We start from the raw sequence: 17642 nt of genomic DNA, 5'->3' as shown, positions 1-17642 counted from the left end.
CCTATAGGGACAGGGCGTGGGCGATCTGGCTGGTCGCCTGAGCGCGAGGGATTTGTGCGAGACGGTGGAATTGGCGCCACGCCAGCGGCGTGTTGCGCAGGATGTATTTGCGGTTTTCAGGAAAGCGCACGGCACGCCATTCGGTGATGGCGATGCGCATCACCATCCGCGCCACGATTGTCGGGAATAAGATGTCGATCTCCGTTGGCAGCAGCGGCCGTCGGCTATGAAAGCCCCTTAGAAAGTCGCACGCGTCAGCTAAGGGATTCTCGGTTTCGGTAAGTTGATAGGCGGCTGCGACCGCCACGTCGAAGACGACGGGAGTACGAACCATATCGCCGAAATCGATGATGCCGATGATCTTGTCGGTATCCACTGGATCGACGACGACGTTGTCGCTGTTCAAGTCGTTGTGGACGACCTGAGCGCGCAGATGCGAGACATTCGGCAGCACTTCGGCTCTGAAAAGATCGACCCAGCCCAGGAGTTCGGTCCGCCGCATCCCATCCTTGATGTCCTCGAACATCTCATCGAGGGAAAGGATGTTCTTCAGGTCCCATATCGAGGAGTGGCTTTCCGCAGGATGGCGGAAGTCCTCAAGGGCCGATTGGAGTCTGGCCAGCATCGCTCCAATGTTATGGCGCTGGGCTGGGGTCTGCGGTGTCTTTCTCTGCAGCAACCCCCTGGTAAACGTGACCAGCCGTACGGTCCTAGCATCGTCAGGCCCACGGTCGAGTGTGAATTCGGGGCTGCCTGCGAGGTTTGGCACAACCCGCTGCACAGGCATGCCGGGATCTGTTTTTTCGACATGCTGAAGGGCGGCGGTCTGCATGTTTGTTGCCGCCGGGTCTTCCTCCGGATTGACGACCTTCAACAGAAACTCGCGCCCCTGTCGATCGATAAGGTGGAAATTGCTGTCCTTCTCGCCGGACAGACGTTGCGCCTCCACCCTCAGCCCGTAGCAGCGTTCGGCAATCTCCACTGCCTCCTCGGTGCTCACGAGTTCTGGGCGCGCCTCGGGTGCGGGAGAGACCGTTGAGTGGGTCGCTCGGGGCATTCGATCAATTCCCTTATCGACAGTATGCCAGTATATTGGTATATGAATAGCAGTGAGGTCAAGAGGGAAAGGCCGAAAAGTCACCCAGATTTGAATCTGGAATGTTCCGGTGTATTGGTATATCGTTGAGGGAGGTACGTTCGCCGATTCCGGTCAGGAAATAGTATCGAAGAGGATGCCGTGGATCAAATAGCCCCGCTGTTCACCCCCGATCAGTTGGATGGTCGGACTTCCAAGTCCGCGCAGGTCTACGAGTTGATCCGCGGTGCAATCATTTCGCTGAAAATGCCGCCAGGCAGCGCGGTCGTCGAGAAGGATATCTGCGCTCAGTTGGGCATCTCGCGAACGCCGCTACGCGAGGCAATCCTCCAACTCGCAAAGGAAAACCTGGTAAAAATCGCGCCGAGCGATGGCACGTTCGTCAACAAGATCGTTCTCAAGGAGGTTCTGCAGGGGCAACTCGTGCGCGACACGGTCGAGTTCCGGCTGACACGGCTTGCAGCCCGGAACTTCAAGCCCGAATTCGAGAAGGACTTTGAGCTTGCATTGTTCAAGCAGAAGGCGGCAGCCAAGCGTCAGGATGTCGACGAGTTCTTTGCCCTCGACAATGAGTTTCATGCGCTTATCTGCACATGTGCCGGGTTTCCGGACGCCTGGTTGGCGATCCACAACTCCACAGGCCAGCTTGACCGTGTCAGACGTCAAGCCTTCCCTCTAGAGAGGCACTTTTCGACGGTCTTTGAAGAGCACTGCGAGATGTATGAAATGATCAAGCGGCATGACGAGGACGGCGTCGCGCGGGTTTTCCAGGTTCAGCTCGACAGCACCTTCCCCTCGATCGAAATATTGCGTGCCCAACGCCCCGACCTCCTGAGCGGGGATGCCGACGTCAGTATAGCGGATATCCGCTAGAGGATCGCGCGATCGAAACCAATCCCGCGTCCGTCAATCCCGGTCACCCACTCTGCAGCGACTTGTTTCACCTCCGATGAGGCGAATGTTGCCATCGAGTCGCAGCATTGCGACACAGTCGCAATTGCCTGCGCCAAGTTCCTCAAAGGCAACTTGGAAAACGCGCCGCTCAACGAGCTGTCGTACCGCCATCGGTGCTCAGCATGCTGCCAGTGGCGAAGGTTGCTTCAGCCGCTACGAAGATGATGAACCTGGCGATCTCTGCAGGGCTCGCAAATCTCTTTAGCGGTGTGCCCGAGATGAAATTGTCTCGAGCCTGCTCGCCGAACCAGCCCAGTTCGGAGTCCATCATGGGCGTGTCGACGGGCCCCGGGCAAACGCAATTTACTCGGACTGTTGGGGCGAACTCAAGTGCGAGCGCCTTGGTTTGCCAAACCTGCCTTGGACGCACAGTAGTGCGCATAGCACTCCAGTCCGTTGAACGAGAGGTCGGAACCGATGGCAACGATACTGCCGCTGCCTTGCTGCCGCATCCTCAAACCGCAATCACGCATGACGTAGAACGCGCCGGAAAGGTTTATGTCTATGTGCTGCCGCCACAACCGCGGGCTCAGGTCCTCGATACGCGCCGGCGTGATTATGCCTGCGGCGTGGATCACTATGTCTAAGCCATCCAGTGTGGACCACGCTTTGGAAATCGCGCTCGAGGCGCTTGTTTCGTCAGCAACATCGCATTGTATGCCAAGGAGTTTTCCCCGAGCCGAGATGCCATCTCGTCGACGATTCATATCCTGGCGCGGAGCCACCAGACCAGGTTGCCTGAACTCGTTGCTGACCATCACATGGTCGAACCCCTATTCGACAGCCTTTGCTGCAGACAGTGGGTTCCGCACTGCATGGCTGTCTTGATTCCCGCGCGCGATTGGCTCGGTTTCACAGGCGTGTCCTTTGAAGCGGCGTGACCGGCCAGGCACGCGCCGCCCGGCGTAGACAACAACCTCAGGAGGAGCCCACACCCGCCAGTCTCTCGATCGATTTGACGACAGCCGAATGATCCTCATTCCATTCATCCGCGGCCTTGTTCGAATTGAACAACTGCTGGCAAAGCGCGGTCGACGGCAGGCAAACGCCGACGCCCGCCGCCGCCTTGAGAGCCAGGTCCAGATCCTTCGAATGCAGCGCGATACGGAACCCCGGCGCGAAGGATCGCGAAATCATCCTTTCGCCATGGACTTCCAGGATGCGCGACGACGCGAAGCCGCCCAGCAGGGCCTTCCTCACTTTGGCGGGATCGACGCCCGAGCGGGTGGCCAGCGTCAAAGCCTCGCCCACGGCCTCGATGGTCAAGGCGACGATGATCTGATTGGCGATCTTGCAGGTCTGGCCAGCGCCATTCTTGTCGCCGACATGGGTGATGTTCTTGCCCATCGTCTCGAACAGCGGCAACGCCCGCCCGAAGGCTTGCGCCGGTCCTCCGACCATGATCGAAAGCGTGGCCGCCTTCGCGCCGACCTCCCCGCCCGAGACCGGCGCATCCAGATAGGCTGAGCCGAGATCCTCGACCTTGCGCGCGAAGTCCTCGGTTGCGGCGGGATCGATCGAGCTCATGTCGATCACCAGGCTCCCAGCTCTTAGCCTCTCGGACAGACCGTTTTTGCCAAAACAGACGCGATCGACGTCACTCGTCACCGGAAGCATGAGGATGACGACGTCACAGTGCTCGGCAACCTCGGCCGGCGAATGATTGACGATGAGACCTTTTGAAACCAGCTCCGGCGAAGGCGCCGTGCGGTTGACGCTAGTGTGCACCTCGTGGCCGGCGGCAAGCAAATGCCCGGCCATTGGAGCACCCATGACGCCGAGGCCAATGAACCCTATCTTCATGCTGTTTCTCCTTTTCGCTGCCGTCAGAGCGCGAATACGCCGCCCTGCAGGCGATTGACGACGTCGTCACGATCCGGTCTGGGATCCGAGGCGAGAATCTCCTCGCGGAAATCGTCAGCAGTGTCCTTAGGCCGGTAGCCGATGTGACGCGCGAGCGAGTTGTCCCAGAAGCTTGCCGCATTGTTGGAGGCGCCGTAGATGACCGTGTGGCGAACGCGCGGCGCGCTGAGCGAGCGCTCGACCAACTGGCACATGTCGTCGAACGACAGCCAGGTCAGAAGGTGCCGGCGCGTGCTCGGCTTCGGCTCGCACGACCCGATGCGAATGGAAACGGTCTCGAGCCCGTACTTGTCCCAGTAAAGCTGGGCGAGGTTTTCGCCGAAGGCCTTTGCCAAACCGTAGTTCGAGTCTGGCCTTTGCGGCACCGTCGTGCCGATGACATCGTTCTGATCGTAGAAGCCAATGGCATGAACCGAGCTCGCAAACACAACGCGCTTCACGCCGGCCAGGCGCGCTGCCTCGTAAAGGCTTTGGAAGCCGACGATGTTCACGCGGCAGATGGAAGCGAAGTCGGCGTCCTTGGAGAGCCCGCCAAAATGCACGATCGCATCGATGTCCCTGACGAGGTCCGCGGCCGCGGAGCTGTCGCCAAGATCGGCTTTGACGAGCTCCTCGTTGGGAGCGGCGTGGGCCAGGTCGACTATGTCGGTCGATCGCAGGAGCTTCACCTGGGGTGCCAACCGCTTGCGCAGGACACTTCCAAGCAGGCCCGCGGCGCCCGTCAGCAAAATCCGATCGTAATTCATCGGTCTACCTTCCTATTGTGTAAAAGCGTGATCGGCGCAGGAGCTTTCGCCGCTCAGCAGCCGTTCGAAGTTTGCGACATCGACGTTGCCGCCGGAGACGACGACGGCCACCGTCTTGCCTCGCAAGGCATTGTTGGTCTTGAGCACGGCCGCGAGAGCCGCCGCTCCGCTCGCCTCGGCGACAAGATTGAAGTGGCCGAACAGAACTTTGATCGCCTGTCTGACGTCGCTATCGCTGACGGTTGCAAAATCCGGCTTGATTGCGTTTGCCAGCGCAAAGGGCACCTCGCCGGGCCGCGGCGACATCAGTCCGTCGCAAAGGGTGCTTCGACCTGGTTCATTTGATATCCGTGAGCCGGCGGCCATGGACTTGGCAAAATCGTCGAATCCGTCAGGCTCCACACCGACGATGCGGCAGCCCGGGAAGCGCTGCCGCACCGCGACCGCGGTTCCCGCGAGCAGGCCGCCGCCGCTTATGGCGATGACCAGGGTATCGATGGGTATGTCCCGCGCCGTCGCATCCTGCGCGATTTCAAGGCCGACCGTACCTTGTCCTTCGACGATATGGCGATGATCAAAGGGCGGCACGAAGATCGCGCCGTCGGCGACCATCTGCGCGACACGTTGGTCGCGCTGTGCAAAGAAATCGGGCAGGATCTCGACCTCGGCGCCAAGGGCAAGCGTGCCTTCAACCTTGCGCGACGGGGCTGACGCAGGCATCAGGACATGCGCCCTTCTGCCGACGACACCAGCAGCATAGGCTAGCCCCTGCGCATGATTTCCCGATGAGTAGCCGACAAAGGCGCGGTTCACGGTGGATTGGCTCTGGAGAACGAAGTTCAGGGCGCCGCGCGCCTTGAAGGAGCCGGTCTTCTGCAGGCTTTCGGGCTTTACGACGAGGCGCAGGCCGAGCGAGGCGTTGAGGCTTTCGCTTTCAAGAAGCGGGGTGCGAGCAATGTGGGAAGCGATGCGCCTGTGCGCCGCCAGGATGTGCTCGAACCAACCTCCAAGATCCGTGGCCATGACCGATCTCGCTTCAGAGAAAGCGAGCGAGTTTGAAGGCGGACAGGTCGATTTCGCTCCTGCCGTCGTGAATGAGCTGCGCGACGGCCTCGCCGATACCAAGCGAGTGCTTGAAGCCATGTCCTGAGCACGCCGAAATCACGGTGACCCGGTCCATCCCGGGATGGCTGTCGATGATGAATCCGTTGTCGGGCGTGTTGGTATAGAAGCAGGTGGCGTTGTTCACGATGTCGGGTCTGGTACCGATCATGTTCGGCCCGACATGGTTGGCGTAGAACTCCTGCGACTCCCATTGCTCGGCCTTCGGGCCGATCGTCTCGTGATCGATGTCGGGCGTGTCACGGCTCGCGACCATCTTCACGCCCTCGGTGGGGTCGGTGACGGGGAAGCCGGTGAAATAGTCTTCCAGCTTGTCGGTGACGAACCAGATGAAGACCGGCATCTTGTCGGGCCCGAACGGCGCGAAATCGTCGGCGCCATACCAATGAATGGTCTGGCGGGTGACAGTCAGGATCCTGTCGAATGGCGTGCCGAGCAGGCCGCGGGTCCAGGCTCCTGCCGCGACAACCGCCCGCTTTGCCCTGACCTGGCCCGCGCTGGTGCGCACGACGACGCCGGCGCCGGTCTGCTCGATGCTCTCCACAATCGTGTCGGTAAGCACCTCGGCGCCCGCCGATTTCGCATGCGCGATCTGCGCCTCGATCAAGGCCTCCGGGAGCATGTACCCGGCATTCGGCTCGAGATAGCCGCGGTCGGTGTCCTTTATGGCTCGGAACTGTGGATAGCGCGCGCGCAACTGATCGGCATTCATGACCTCGTGCTCGATGCCGAAGCGCTGGGCCATCTCGATGCTGCTGGCCAGGAAGTCTTCAGCGCCGTGCAGCGGCGTGGAGCCGCTCATGGGCGAGCCGATAATCAGCGTCCCTGACTTCACCAGGAAAGTCTTTCCCCATTCCTTTTCGAAATCGGCAATGATCTGATGCGAGCGCATCGCCAGCGGGACGTAGGCCGGACCTTCGCCGACCGCTTCCCTGGTCACGCGCGTTCCGCCATGGCTCGAGCCCTTGGCGTGCGGAGGCACGAACCGGTCAATGCCAATGACGCGCTCGCCGCGTTTGGCGAGCTGATAGAGCGTTGACGCACCCATCGCGCCAAGACCTATGACGGCGACGTCGAAGTCATTCGAAGATAAAGCGGCGGCCATATCAATCGTGTCCCTGCGGGGGAGAGGGGCGTGCTCGAGGTGTGCGCACGCGGCCCGGCTACGCTGCTTTCAGCGCGCCGAAGGCGTTGTTGATGATTGCCCTCAATTCATCGTGCTCCGTTGCGGTCAGATCCGTGAGCGGCGCCCTGACCGGTCCCGGGTCGCGCCCGAGGACGCGCAGGCCAGCCTTGACGATCGAAACCGGGTAGCCACGCTTGCGGTTCCGCAGGTCGATCAGCGGATAGTAGAACCGGGTCAGGAGATCATCGACGCGGGCCGTGTCGCCTGCGCGAAGGGCCTTGTAGAACTCAAGGGCTCGCTCTGGCACGAAATTGTAGACCGCCGAAGAGTAGGTCGTCACCCCGGCCGCCAGATAGGCCTTCGCGTAGACCTCGGCCGTCGGCATGCCGCCAATATAGGTGAACCGGTCGCCGAGCGTGACACAGATGCGGGTCAAGAGCTCGATGTCGCCGTGACCATCCTTGAAGCCGATGAGGTTGGGGCAGGCATCTGCGAGCCGGGCAAGCGTCTTCGGCTGGAGAATGCAGTTGTCGCGCGCATAGACGACAACGCCGATGGAGACCGCGTCGCAGACAGCCTTGATGTGCTGGAAGAGCCCATCCTGCTCGGCGTTGATTAGGTACTGGGGCAACAGCAGGAGCGCGTCGGCGCCCGCCTTCTCGCAGCGCTGCGCGAGGTCCTTCGCGATCGGCGTCCCGTAGCCGCAACCGGCGATGATCGGGGTCTTGCCCGCAACCTGCTTTGCCGCCCTGACGGTCTCGACGACTTCATCCGGACTCAAAGAGAAAAACTCGCCGGTGCCGCCGGCCACGAACAGCGCCGCCGCCGGATAGGAGGAGAGCCATTCGATATGGCCGGAGAACTTGTCCAGATCGACTTGCGCGCCATCGGCCGTAAAAGGCGTGACGGGGAATGACAGCAGGCCGGAGCCTATCGTCGCCTTCAAACTTTCCAGATTACCAGCCATCGTCCACCTCAACAGTGATCATACCACATTGAGGAGATAATATCTCATTGCGACGGCGCGTCAAGCTCCTTGTCGCTCCTCGCCTGTGGTTTTCCCGCCTGGGCCAGCGCGCGATATCGCATCTGGCTGCCGCCGATGTGGCTCTTCATGGCCTCGCGGGCGCCATCGACGTCCTGGCGGCCGATGGCTTCGCAGATGGCGTGGTGCTCGCCTACGGACTTCTCCAGGTAATTGGGCGTGATCAGGGTTCCGCGCTTGCTGCCCTCCAGCGCTCGTCTGGGCAGGATGGAGAGGCCCAGCCGGTCGAAAAATTCGATGAAAGCCTGATTGTTGGTGGCTTCGGCGATCGCTCTGTGAAAGGCCCAATCAGAGTCCTCGGTCGGCTCGCCGTTCGACAGGGCGTTGCGAAAACGCTCGGCGGCATCCCAGATATTTGCCTCCTGGGCCCAGGATCTGCGCGCAGCAGCCAAGCCGGCCCCATGCACCTCCACGGCGAGGCGGAGCTCGAGAATATCCAGCATGGAGGCCGAGAAATGCAGGTTTCCGGCCGGCGTGGCGTCTTCTCCGGTCTTCTGCGACACAAACACGCCGACGCCGTGCTTGGCCTCCAGAAGACCGTCAGCCCGCAATGCTGCGACCGCCTCCCTTATCACCGTTCGGCTCACGCCGAATTCGAGGGCCAGAGCTTTTTCCGTCGGCAGCTTGTCGCCGACCTTGATCGAATCGTCCGAAATGCGCTCGCGAAGAGCTCTTTCGGTCTGCAAGGTAAGTGAGTTCTTTGGTTTGGCTCTCAAAGGATGCCCTCCAGTGGCATGATCGTTGCCTATCCCCGCATACCGGGTGCAGTCGCTACGCGCAAAGCGTCGAGCAGTGATACGATCTGTTGTGATCTTTCTGCGTTGCATCTGTGCGCATAATGTAGCTTCAACCCCACTTCGGTCAATAAGATCATAGGATGTTGACAAGAGATCATATCTCTGTCAGCTTTTGTCCGATCTTAGCCGCTCCACCGGGTGACGAAAGAGGTCCCGGCCAAAAAACTGGGAAGTGAGCGCTCAGATCGCAAAAACACGGAATCGGTTCCGGTCAAAAACAGGGCGTATGGACATGAAGAGCGATAAGGCCAGGGTGGGTGTCGATATCGGCGGCACGTTCACCGATGTGGCTATGGAACATCGCGGGCAGATGTTCTCGACGAAGGTGTTGACGAACTATGCCGCCCCGGAGGCCGCGATCATCGACGGCGTCAAGCTGGTGCTCGCCGACGCCGGAATCGGCTTCGACGAGATCGGAGCCATCATTCACGGAACGACCCTTGCGACCAATGCGCTGATCGAAAGGCGAGGGGCCAGAACCGCATTTATCACCACGGCGGGTTTTCGCGACGTCATCGAGATGCGGACGGAAAATCGCTTCGAACTCTACGATCTCAACATCGTGCTGCCGCCGGCGCTTATTCCGCGGCGCGACCGCTTCGTCGTCGACGAGCGCGTCGACGCGCACGGCGCGGTCCTGACGCCCCTGGATATCGCCCAGGTCGAGAGCCTCGCCGAAGACATCCGCAAGGGCGGCTATGAAAGCATCGCCGTCGGCCTCATGCATTCCTATGTCAACGGTGAGCACGAGCGTAAGATACGCGACATTCTGGTCGAGAAGCTGCCGGCGATCTCGGTGTCGCTCTCGTGCGAAGTGTCTCCGCAGATGCGCGAGTTCCAGCGCTTCAACACCGTCTGCTCCAACGCCTATGTAAAGCCTCTGATGGCTTCATATCTCAATCGCCTGGTCGACAAGCTCCGGCAGGTCGGGGCGCAATGCCCGATCTTCATGATCCACTCCGGCGGTGGCATCATCACGGTCGAGAGCGCGGCCGAATTTCCAGTCCGTCTCCTGGAATCCGGCCCCGCCGGCGGCGCGATCTTCGCGGCCGAGGTGGCTAAGCGCTATGGCCTCAATCGCGTTCTTTCCTATGACATGGGCGGGACCACCGCCAAGATCTGCTTGATCGACGACACGACGCCGAAAACAGCCAAGACGTTCGAGGTTGCCCGCACCTACCGCTTCAAGAAGGGCAGCGGCATGCCGATTTCGATACCCGTCATCGAGATGATCGAGATCGGCGCCGGCGGTGGCTCGATCGCGGCCGTCGACGCCATGAAGCAGATCAGGGTCGGTCCCCATAGCGCCGCATCGGAACCGGGGCCTGCCTGTTACGGCCGCGGTGGCGTTCGTCCGACCGTGACGGATGCCGATCTCATCCTTGGCCGGCTCGATCCCGACAGCTTCGCCGGCGGCACTATCAAGCTCAACACCGGCAATTCCCGCAACGCGCTGCTTGAGGACGTCGGCGAGAAGCTTGGCATCGACGAGAAGGCGGCTGCCTTCGGCGTCTCCGAGATCGTCGATGAGAGCATGGCCAACGCCGCGCGAATGCATGCGGTCGAGAACGGCAAGGAACTGGCCGAGTACAGCATGATCGCCTTCGGCGGCGCGGCTCCACTTCACGCCTCGCGGCTGTGCGAGAAGCTCGGCATGAGGGAACTCATCATTCCGCCGGGCGCGGGCGTGGGCTCGGCGATCGGGTTCCTCAGGGCCCCCATCGCCTTCGAGGCGGTGCGCAGCGCCTACATCCGCTTCGCACGCTTTGACGCGCGCAAAATCAATGCGGTGCTGAAGGAGCTCAAGGAAGAGGCGACGCGCTTCGTTCATTCGGCAGATCCGTCGGCCAAGATCGACATGGAGTGCACGGCCTACATCCGCTACGTCGGTCAGGGCTGGGAAATCCCCGTCGATATCGAAATCAGGAAATACACCGATGCGGACGCCGCCGCGCTTCGCCAGCGTTTCGAGGAGGTGTATGCCGTCCACTTCGGCCGCGCCATCGAGGGCCTCGACGCCGAGATCATCAGCTGGTCTTTGCGTGCCAGCTCACCGCTTCATTCTTCCGTGCCGGTCGCGCGCTCAAAAAAGGCCAAGGCCGCCCCGGTCGCGACGAAGCGCGACATCTTCGACGCCAGGGAAGGCAAATACGTCGCCGGCGCTATCGTCGAGCGCCACGTGTTGAGCGCCGGTGAGTTCGTCTCCGGCCCCGCCGCGATCACGGAGCGGGAGACGACCACCATCATCTCCTCGTCCTATGAAGCCATCGTGCAGCCGGACGGCTGCCTGCTTGTCGTCTCCAAAAGCGCGTAACGGGATCAAGATCATGCTGGAAAAACGTGACGCCATCGCCGAAATGCGGCTCCAGATCATGTGGAACCGCCTCATCTCCGTCGTCGAGGAACAGGCCATCACGCTCGTTCGCACGGCCTTCAGCACTAGCGTGCGCGAAGCCAGCGACCTCTCGGCCGGCGTCTTCAATAAGGCCGGGGAGATGGTCGCGCAGGCGGTGACTGGAACGCCTGGGCATGTGAATGCCATGGGCGAGGCGGTCGGCCATTTCATCGCCGCGATCGGCCGCGACAACCTCTTTGAAGGCGACGTCTACATCACCAACGATCCCTGGAAGGGGACGGGTCACCTTCACGACTTCACGGTCGTCAGCCCTTCCTTCCACAAGGGTGAGCTGATTGGCTTCTTTGCCTGCACTGCGCATGTCGTCGATGTCGGCGGGCGCGGCTTTGGTCCGGACGCCAACGAGGTCTACGAGGAGGGGATCTTCATCCCCATCATGAAATTCGCCGAGCGCGGCGTGGTCAACAAGGACCTCATCAACATCGTGCGCAACAATGTGCGCGAGGCCGATCAGGTCGTTGGCGACCTCTATTCGCTGGCCGCATGCAACGAGATCGGCCATAGGCGGCTGATCGAGATGCTGTCGGAGTTCGATCTGCCCGACATCGAGGACCTTGCCAGCTTCATCTTCCACAATTCCTACAACGCCACGGTCGAGCGGATCGCCGCGCTTCCGGCAGGGGTCTACACCAACGCGATGCGCGTCGACGGCTATGGCTCGCCGATCGATCTCGTTGTCAGGCTCGACGTGAAGTCGGACGAGATCCTGGCCGATTTCGAGGGCACGTCGCCACCAAGCCCGCTCGGCATCAATGTGCCGCTCATCTACGCCACAGCTTATGCCGCCTATGGCCTGAAGGTTGCGCTCGCCCCGGAGATCCCGAACAACGCGGCGTCGCTGCGTCCCTTCAAGGTGGTGGCGCCGCCCGATTGCATTCTCAATGCGCAGCGCCCGGCTCCCGTGGCGGTTCGCCATGTGCTCGGTCACTTCGTGCCGGACACCGTGCTTGGCGCGGTGCACAAGATGCTTCCCGATACCGTGCCGGCTGAAGGCGCTGGCGCGCTTTGGAATATCCATCTCAGCGCCAGGCCGACCGAGGGAAGGGCTGCCGACGGCATCTCGCTGCATCGCAGCGAAATCCTGATGTTCAATTCCGGCGGCAGCGGCGCAAGGCCGACCCTTGATGGCCTCAATGCCACGGCATTCCCCAGTGGCGTCCACAGCATGTCGGTGGAAGCAACGGAGCACGTCGGTCCGATCATCGTCTGGCGCAAGGAGCTTCGCAACGGGTCCGGCGGCGCCGGCCGCCAGCGCGGAGGCCTGGGTCAGGTCGTCGAGATCGCGGCGACTGAAGGGCACGAGTTCCATTTCAATGCCATGTTCGATCGCGTCGACAACGCTCCGCGCGGTCGCGAAGGAGGACAGGACGGTCTGGCAGGCCGCGCCTATCTCAACGATGGCACCAAGCTGCGCGCCAAAGGCCGCCAGTTCGTGCCCGCCGGACGAAGGCTGGTCATCGAACTTCCAGGAGGCGGTGGCTATGGCGCGCCCGAACTGCGACCCGGGGCAACTGTCGAGAGCGACCTGCTCGACGAGTACGTCGTCAAAGATTGAGATCAGGCAATGGCTGGCATAGATGAGATCGCCACGGAAATGGGTGGCTTTGAATTGGCCGCCACCTTTCGCGGCGTGCCGCCGGGCACCCGCTGGCTGCCCGCCTCGTCGATCGCGGCGCGGGACTGGCATCCCGCCGATGGCCGGATGAGCCTTCCGCTCCTGTCGCTCGATCTCAAGACCTATGCCGATAACAAGGCGACCATGCTCGATATTTGCCGGACCGTGTCGTGCGAGATCGCGCCGCATGCCAAAACGCCGATGTCGCCGGTCCTGGCGCGCGATCTGATAGCGAGCGGCGCGTGGGGGACATCCGTCGCCGATCTCCGCCAGGCCGAGGTCATGCTAGGTAATGGCATCGGCAGGGTTCTCATTGCCAACGAGATCGGCGGCGCGCATGCAGCCAAGCGGCTGGCGGCCTTGCTGAGTGGCTACAACGGTGCCGAGGTCTATCTGTTCGTCGATGCGCCAGAGCTGGTCGACAAGCTTGGACTGGAATGGAAGGCCGCGCCGGATCTGCCGGCCCTGAATCTGCTGATCGAAGTCGGATGCGGCCGCGGCGGGGTGACGTCCGATCGCCAGGTCAGTGAGATCATCGACGCGATCGCCGCTGCGGCGGAGCCCCGGCTGCAACTCGCGGGTATTGCCGCTTATGAAGGCACCGCGAACACAGCCGACGAGGAGCAGCTTCGGGCGAACCTCGACGATCTCTTCGCCCGCGTAAGGTCGGCGCTGGCGTCCGTGCGCAAGCATGTCGGGCCAGCCACCAGGCTCGTTCTTTCGATGGGTGGCTCCAGCCTCTTCGACCATGTGATCGTCGACTGCGCGCCTATCGTCCAGGAGGACGGCAACGCCTTCTTGCTCTTGAGGAGCGGCGCGTGCTTCTTCAGCGATCATGGACCGATCCGCGACCGCCTTCGCGCCATGGCTGCACGCGGGATGCTCGGGCTGGACCTCAGCGAGAAGATCGCGGCCTCGTTCAAGCCCGCGTTGCGGCTTTGGGCGGAGGTGCTTTCGGTTTGCAACGGTGGGACCGCCATCTGCGGTTTTGGCCTGCGCGATGTGGCGCACGATCAGGGCTTGCCGGTTCCGCTCGCACTTTGGCGCGACGGCGCAAGGATAGCCGACATCGCGGCAAGCGCGACCTTGGTCAAGCTGAACGACCAGCATGCCTTCATCCGCGCCGGGGAAGGCGCGTTCCAGATCGGCGACGTCGTCGAAGTCGGGGTGCGGCATCCGTGCACGACCATCGACAAGCACGACTTGATTTATGGACTGGACGAAACAGGCCGCGTGACCGCGGCGATGCGGACCTTCTTCGGCTGAAAGGCCGGGGCCAAGGTTCCTATGGGATTGCACAGATGACACAGACGATCGACGAACGGCTCAAGGATCTGGGACTGGAAGTCCCGGAGGTCACCGCCCCAACCGCCAACTATGTGCCGACAAGGCAGATGGCATCGACCCTTTATGTGTCCGGGCAGATTCCGAAGCTTGACGGGCAAGCGCAGTATGTCGGCAAAGTCGGCGACACCATCTCGCTCGAAGATGCCAAGGACGCGGCGCGCCTCTGCGCGCTGAACATGGTGGCTCAGCTCAAGGCGGCGCTGGGTGGCGATCTCGATCGCGTCGCCGGCTGCCTTCGCGTTCGCGGCTTCGTCAACGCCGTTCCCGACTTCAAGGCGCATGCCGCAGTCATGAACGGCGCCTCCGATCTGCTGGTGGAAATCTTCGGAGACAAGGGTCGCCACACAAGGACGGCCATCGGCGTGGGCTCGCTGCCGCAGGGCGTGGCCGTGGAGGTCGACGCCGACTTTGCGATCCTCGACTAGCCGCCAATTTCGATGTCAACGGCCAACAAAACTGAACACATAGGGGATGGCCACAATGGGATACCAGTTTGATTTCTCAGTCGTCTGGGAACAGTGGCCGCTGCTGTTGAATGGCACGCTGAGGGCGCTCTATTACACGGCGATCTCCGGGCTGCTCGCGCTGGTCCTCGGCATTGCCGTGATGGTAGCAAGGCGCAGCGAGATCAAGCCTGTCAGGCTCACCGCCAAGACCTTCATCGAGATCATCAGGAACACGCCGTTCCTGGTGCAGCTCTTCTTCATCTTCTTCGGCCTGCCCTCGATCGGCCTGAGGTTGTCGGTGACCACGGCCGCCATCTTGGCGCTGACGATCAACACCGCCGCCTACATCGCCGAGATCCTTCGCGGTGGCGTCGACAGCCTGCCGAAGGGCCAGATCGAGGCTGGCAAGGCGCTCGGCCTCAATCGCCGGCAGATATTCTTCGACATCATCCTGAAGCCGTCGGTCCGCTCGGTCTATCCGGGGCTGTGTAGCCAGTTCGTCCTGATGATGCTGACGTCCAGCGTCGTCGCTTCGATCTCCGCTCCCGAGCTCACCTACTCGGCGCAGATGATCGAGGCCCAGTCGTTCCGCAGTTTCGAGGTCTATTTCGTCGTGACCGGGATCTACCTCGTCCTGTCGCTCTGGATGTCGTCGCTGCTGCGCATCTTCGGCCGCGTCTATTTCTCCTACCCGACGAAGTGATGGGGGCGCGCGATGGTCAGAGAAATCACACCCAACGACATCTGGATCCTGCTGGAAGGTCTCAAGTGGACCATACTCCTGTCGGCGATCGCCTTCGCCGGCGGCGGAGTGGTGGGACTGATCGTCGCCTTGCTGCGCACCAGCCCGTCCAAGGTCCTGCGCACCATCAGTTATCTCTATATCGAGCTGTTCCAGGGCACGCCGCTGCTGATGCAGCTGTTCGTGATCTACTACGGCGTCGCCCTGGTGGGGCTCGACGTCAATGCCTGGGTTGCGGCGGCAATAGGCCTGACGGCGCATGCCAGCGCGTTTTTGGGCGAGATCTGGCGCGGCGGCATCGAAGCGGTTCCGCGCGGTCAGACCGAGGCCGCGCGCGCGCTCGGATTGTCCTACCGCCACCGCATGCTCGATATCGTCCTACCGCAGGCTTTCAGGATATCGCTGCCGGCGACCGTGGGCTTCCTCGTCGGCCTGATCAAGGGAACCTCGCTTGTCGCGATCGTCGGCTTCACGGAACTGACCCGCGCCGGGCAGATCATCTCCAACAACACCTTCCAGCCATTGATCGTCTTTGGACTGGTCGGCGCGATGTACTTCGCGCTGTGCTGGCCCCTTTCCGTCCTTAGCGACCGTCTCGAGAAGAGAATGTCCATGGGGGCGTAATCCCATCAGCGGCATCGGCACGCTGACCACTCAACCAAGCCGATAGTGCAATCAGAGGAGAACATCATGAGAAATTTGCAGAAACTGGGGCGTCGCAGCTTCCTTGCCGCAACGCTGGCGCTGAGCGCGTCGATTGCGTGGTCCGCCGGCGTTCGCCACGCGAATGCCGCGACCGTCGACGAGATCAAGCAGAAGGGCACCATCACCTTCGGCATCGTCACCGATCAGCCGCCGTTCAGCTTCATCAACGCAAACGGCGAGAACGAGGGCTATGACATCGACATCACCAAGCTGATGGCGAAAGAACTGGGTGTCAAAGTCGCTTACGTGCCGATCACCAGCGCCAACCGCATTCCGCAGCTTCTGACCGGCAAAGTGGACATGCTCATCTGCGTGATGGGCGTCTACCCGGATCGGGCAAAGGTCGTCCAGTATGTGGCCCCCTACGCATCGATCAACGCCGCGATCTACGGGCCGAAGGACAGTCCGCTTTCGAAAGTCGAGGAACTGTCGGGCCATTCGATCGCTGTCGAGAAGGGCAGTTCCATGGACAAGGCCGTCTCCGACGCGGCCCCCAAGGACGCCAATGTGCAGAAGTTCGATGACGCCTCCTCTGCGGTGCAGGCGCTATTGTCAGGGCAGGTCGAATATCTCGGCAGCTACAGCCATCAGTTCGGCGGCGTCGAGAAGGCCGCGCCCGGCAAATATGCCCAGAAGATCGTCCTGTCGACCGAGTATGAGGGCATCGCGGTGAGCCCGCAGTCCAAGGAGCTCGGCGAGTGGGCCGGCCAGTTCTGGGATAAGATCAAGAAGGACGGGACCCTGGACAAGCTCTACCAGGACCACTTCGGGACCAAGTTCCCCGACATGCCGGCCACGATGGATGGCATCACCTTTACCGCGAAGTAAGCTGGCCTAGGCGAGGCCCGTACCAAAAAAGGGAACCACGACAATGACTGACAAGACAATCGAAATGGTCGACGTCGACAAATGGTACGGGCCTCTGCACGTCCTCAAGAAAGTCAACCTGGAGGTGTCGCCGGGCGAGCATATCGTTCTGTGCGGCCCTTCCGGGTCCGGCAAGTCGACGCTGATCCGCTGCATCAACTACCTCGAGGTGACGCAGGGCGGGCGCATAACCGTCAACGGAACGGCACTCGGTTCCAAGGGGAGCAATGCCGATCACATCCGCAAGGACGTCGGCATGGTCTTCCAGCAGTTTAACCTCTTCCCGCACATGACCGTCGTCGAGAATTGCATGCTGGCGCCGAAACGCGTCAAACACATGGGTGACAAGGAAGCCCGTGAAGTCGCCATGCGGCTCTTGGATCGCGTCCACATCGCCGAGCAGGCCAACAAGTACCCCGCCCAGCTCTCGGGCGGGCAACAGCAACGCGTCGCGATCGCCCGGGCACTGTGCATGGGTCCGAAGGTCATGCTGTTCGACGAGCCGACTTCGGCCCTCGATCCGGAGATGGTGAAGGAGGTTCTCGACACCATGATATCGCTGGCCGAAGACGGCATCACGATGATCTGCGTCACCCATGAGATGGGGTTCGCCCGCGCGGTGGCTCACAGGGTGATCTTCATGGATGGCGGCCAGATAATCGAGAGCGCTCCCCCTAACGAGTTCTTCTCCAATCCGCAGCATCCCCGGGCCAAGGCTTTCCTCGGACAAATCCTGAACCACTGATCGGATCCCG

At 61.6% G+C, this 17642-nt stretch carries 18 protein-coding genes; 9 read left to right on the top strand and 9 right to left on the bottom strand.

From position 1 onward, the window contains the following. Position 1 precedes the first annotated feature (1 nt). Entirely contained in the window at positions 2 to 1000 is a 999-nt protein-coding gene (locus P9217_RS27560; RefSeq protein WP_278055603.1) for a phosphotransferase, read from the bottom strand. A gap of 237 nt (positions 1001 to 1237) precedes the next feature. On the opposite strand from P9217_RS27560, the gene P9217_RS27555 reads away from it, so the two are divergent. After that, the gene (locus tag P9217_RS27555) at positions 1238 to 1969 is read left to right on the top strand and encodes a GntR family transcriptional regulator (RefSeq protein ID WP_278055602.1); all 732 of its coding nucleotides are present in this window, start codon (positions 1238 to 1240) and stop codon (positions 1967 to 1969) included. Positions 1970 to 2138: 169 nt separating this feature from the next. Here the strand turns inward: P9217_RS27555 and P9217_RS27550 are convergent, their stop codons facing one another. From P9217_RS27550 to P9217_RS27515, 8 genes are all read right to left on the bottom strand, one after another. Further along, positions 2139 to 2432 (bottom strand): SDR family oxidoreductase, encoded by a 294-nt coding sequence (locus P9217_RS27550; RefSeq protein ID WP_278055601.1) that lies wholly within the window; start codon positions 2430 to 2432, stop codon positions 2139 to 2141. Then, on the bottom strand, positions 2377 to 2808 hold the full coding sequence (locus tag P9217_RS27545) for an SDR family oxidoreductase (RefSeq protein ID WP_278055599.1): 432 nt from the start codon (positions 2806 to 2808) through the stop codon (positions 2377 to 2379). Before P9217_RS27545 ends, P9217_RS27550 begins: the two co-directional genes overlap by 56 nt. A 160-nt stretch (positions 2809 to 2968) precedes the next feature. After that, complete coding sequence (locus P9217_RS27540) at positions 2969 to 3853, bottom strand: 2-hydroxy-3-oxopropionate reductase (protein ID WP_278055597.1); 885 nt, start codon at positions 3851 to 3853, stop codon at positions 2969 to 2971. A 23-nt stretch (positions 3854 to 3876) separates the two neighbouring features. Continuing rightward, entirely contained in the window at positions 3877 to 4659 is a 783-nt protein-coding gene (locus tag P9217_RS27535; RefSeq protein WP_278055596.1) for an NAD(P)-dependent oxidoreductase, read from the bottom strand. Positions 4660 to 4671: 12 nt separating this feature from the next. Further along, positions 4672 to 5682 carry a threonine/serine dehydratase gene (locus tag P9217_RS27530; protein WP_278055594.1) on the bottom strand — a complete coding sequence of 337 codons (1011 nt, stop codon included), beginning with the start codon at positions 5680 to 5682 and terminating at the stop codon, positions 4672 to 4674. Between the two features lie 13 nt (positions 5683 to 5695). Then, on the bottom strand, positions 5696 to 6886 hold the full coding sequence (gene solA / locus P9217_RS27525; protein ID WP_278055593.1) for an N-methyl-L-tryptophan oxidase: 1191 nt from the start codon (positions 6884 to 6886) through the stop codon (positions 5696 to 5698). A gap of 58 nt (positions 6887 to 6944) precedes the next feature. After that, the gene (gene kdgD, locus P9217_RS27520) at positions 6945 to 7874 is read right to left on the bottom strand and encodes a 5-dehydro-4-deoxyglucarate dehydratase (RefSeq protein WP_278055592.1); all 930 of its coding nucleotides are present in this window, start codon (positions 7872 to 7874) and stop codon (positions 6945 to 6947) included. A gap of 44 nt (positions 7875 to 7918) precedes the next feature. Next, positions 7919 to 8779: a FadR/GntR family transcriptional regulator gene (locus tag P9217_RS27515; RefSeq protein ID WP_278055591.1), complete on the bottom strand. Its 861-nt coding sequence runs from the start codon at positions 8777 to 8779 to the stop codon at positions 7919 to 7921. 202 nt (positions 8780 to 8981) lie between these two features. Between P9217_RS27515 and P9217_RS27510 the strand changes: the two genes are divergently transcribed. The 8 genes from P9217_RS27510 to P9217_RS27475 all read left to right on the top strand — a co-directional run bounded on the left by P9217_RS27510 (position 8982) and on the right by P9217_RS27475 (position 17632). Then, complete coding sequence (locus tag P9217_RS27510; RefSeq protein ID WP_278055590.1) at positions 8982 to 11063, top strand: hydantoinase/oxoprolinase family protein; 2082 nt, start codon at positions 8982 to 8984, stop codon at positions 11061 to 11063. A 13-nt stretch (positions 11064 to 11076) separates the two neighbouring features. Beyond that, positions 11077 to 12720, top strand: a complete 1644-nt coding sequence (locus P9217_RS27505; RefSeq protein ID WP_278055588.1) for a hydantoinase B/oxoprolinase family protein — start codon at positions 11077 to 11079, stop codon at positions 12718 to 12720. Between the two features lie 9 nt (positions 12721 to 12729). Further along, a complete protein-coding gene (locus P9217_RS27500; protein WP_278055587.1) occupies positions 12730 to 14046 on the top strand; it encodes an alanine racemase in 1317 nt (438 codons plus the stop codon). A 35-nt stretch (positions 14047 to 14081) separates the two neighbouring features. Further along, complete coding sequence (locus P9217_RS27495) at positions 14082 to 14552, top strand: RidA family protein (protein WP_278055586.1); 471 nt, start codon at positions 14082 to 14084, stop codon at positions 14550 to 14552. 55 nt (positions 14553 to 14607) lie between these two features. Then, positions 14608 to 15276: an amino acid ABC transporter permease gene (locus P9217_RS27490; protein ID WP_278055584.1), complete on the top strand. Its 669-nt coding sequence runs from the start codon at positions 14608 to 14610 to the stop codon at positions 15274 to 15276. Between the two features lie 12 nt (positions 15277 to 15288). Beyond that, positions 15289 to 15939 (top strand): amino acid ABC transporter permease, encoded by a 651-nt coding sequence (locus P9217_RS27485; RefSeq protein WP_278055582.1) that lies wholly within the window; start codon positions 15289 to 15291, stop codon positions 15937 to 15939. Between the two features lie 66 nt (positions 15940 to 16005). Beyond that, on the top strand, positions 16006 to 16848 hold the full coding sequence (locus tag P9217_RS27480; protein ID WP_278055580.1) for a transporter substrate-binding domain-containing protein: 843 nt from the start codon (positions 16006 to 16008) through the stop codon (positions 16846 to 16848). A gap of 43 nt (positions 16849 to 16891) precedes the next feature. Further along, positions 16892 to 17632 (top strand): amino acid ABC transporter ATP-binding protein, encoded by a 741-nt coding sequence (locus tag P9217_RS27475; RefSeq protein WP_278055579.1) that lies wholly within the window; start codon positions 16892 to 16894, stop codon positions 17630 to 17632. Positions 17633 to 17642: the final 10 nt, after the last annotated feature.

The sequence above is a fragment of the Mesorhizobium sp. WSM4989 genome, assembly GCF_029625795.1.
Lineage (GTDB): Bacteria > Pseudomonadota > Alphaproteobacteria > Rhizobiales > Rhizobiaceae > Mesorhizobium.
Note: the sequence above shows the minus strand (reverse complement) of the source record. Positions and strands in the feature narration are given on the sequence as shown.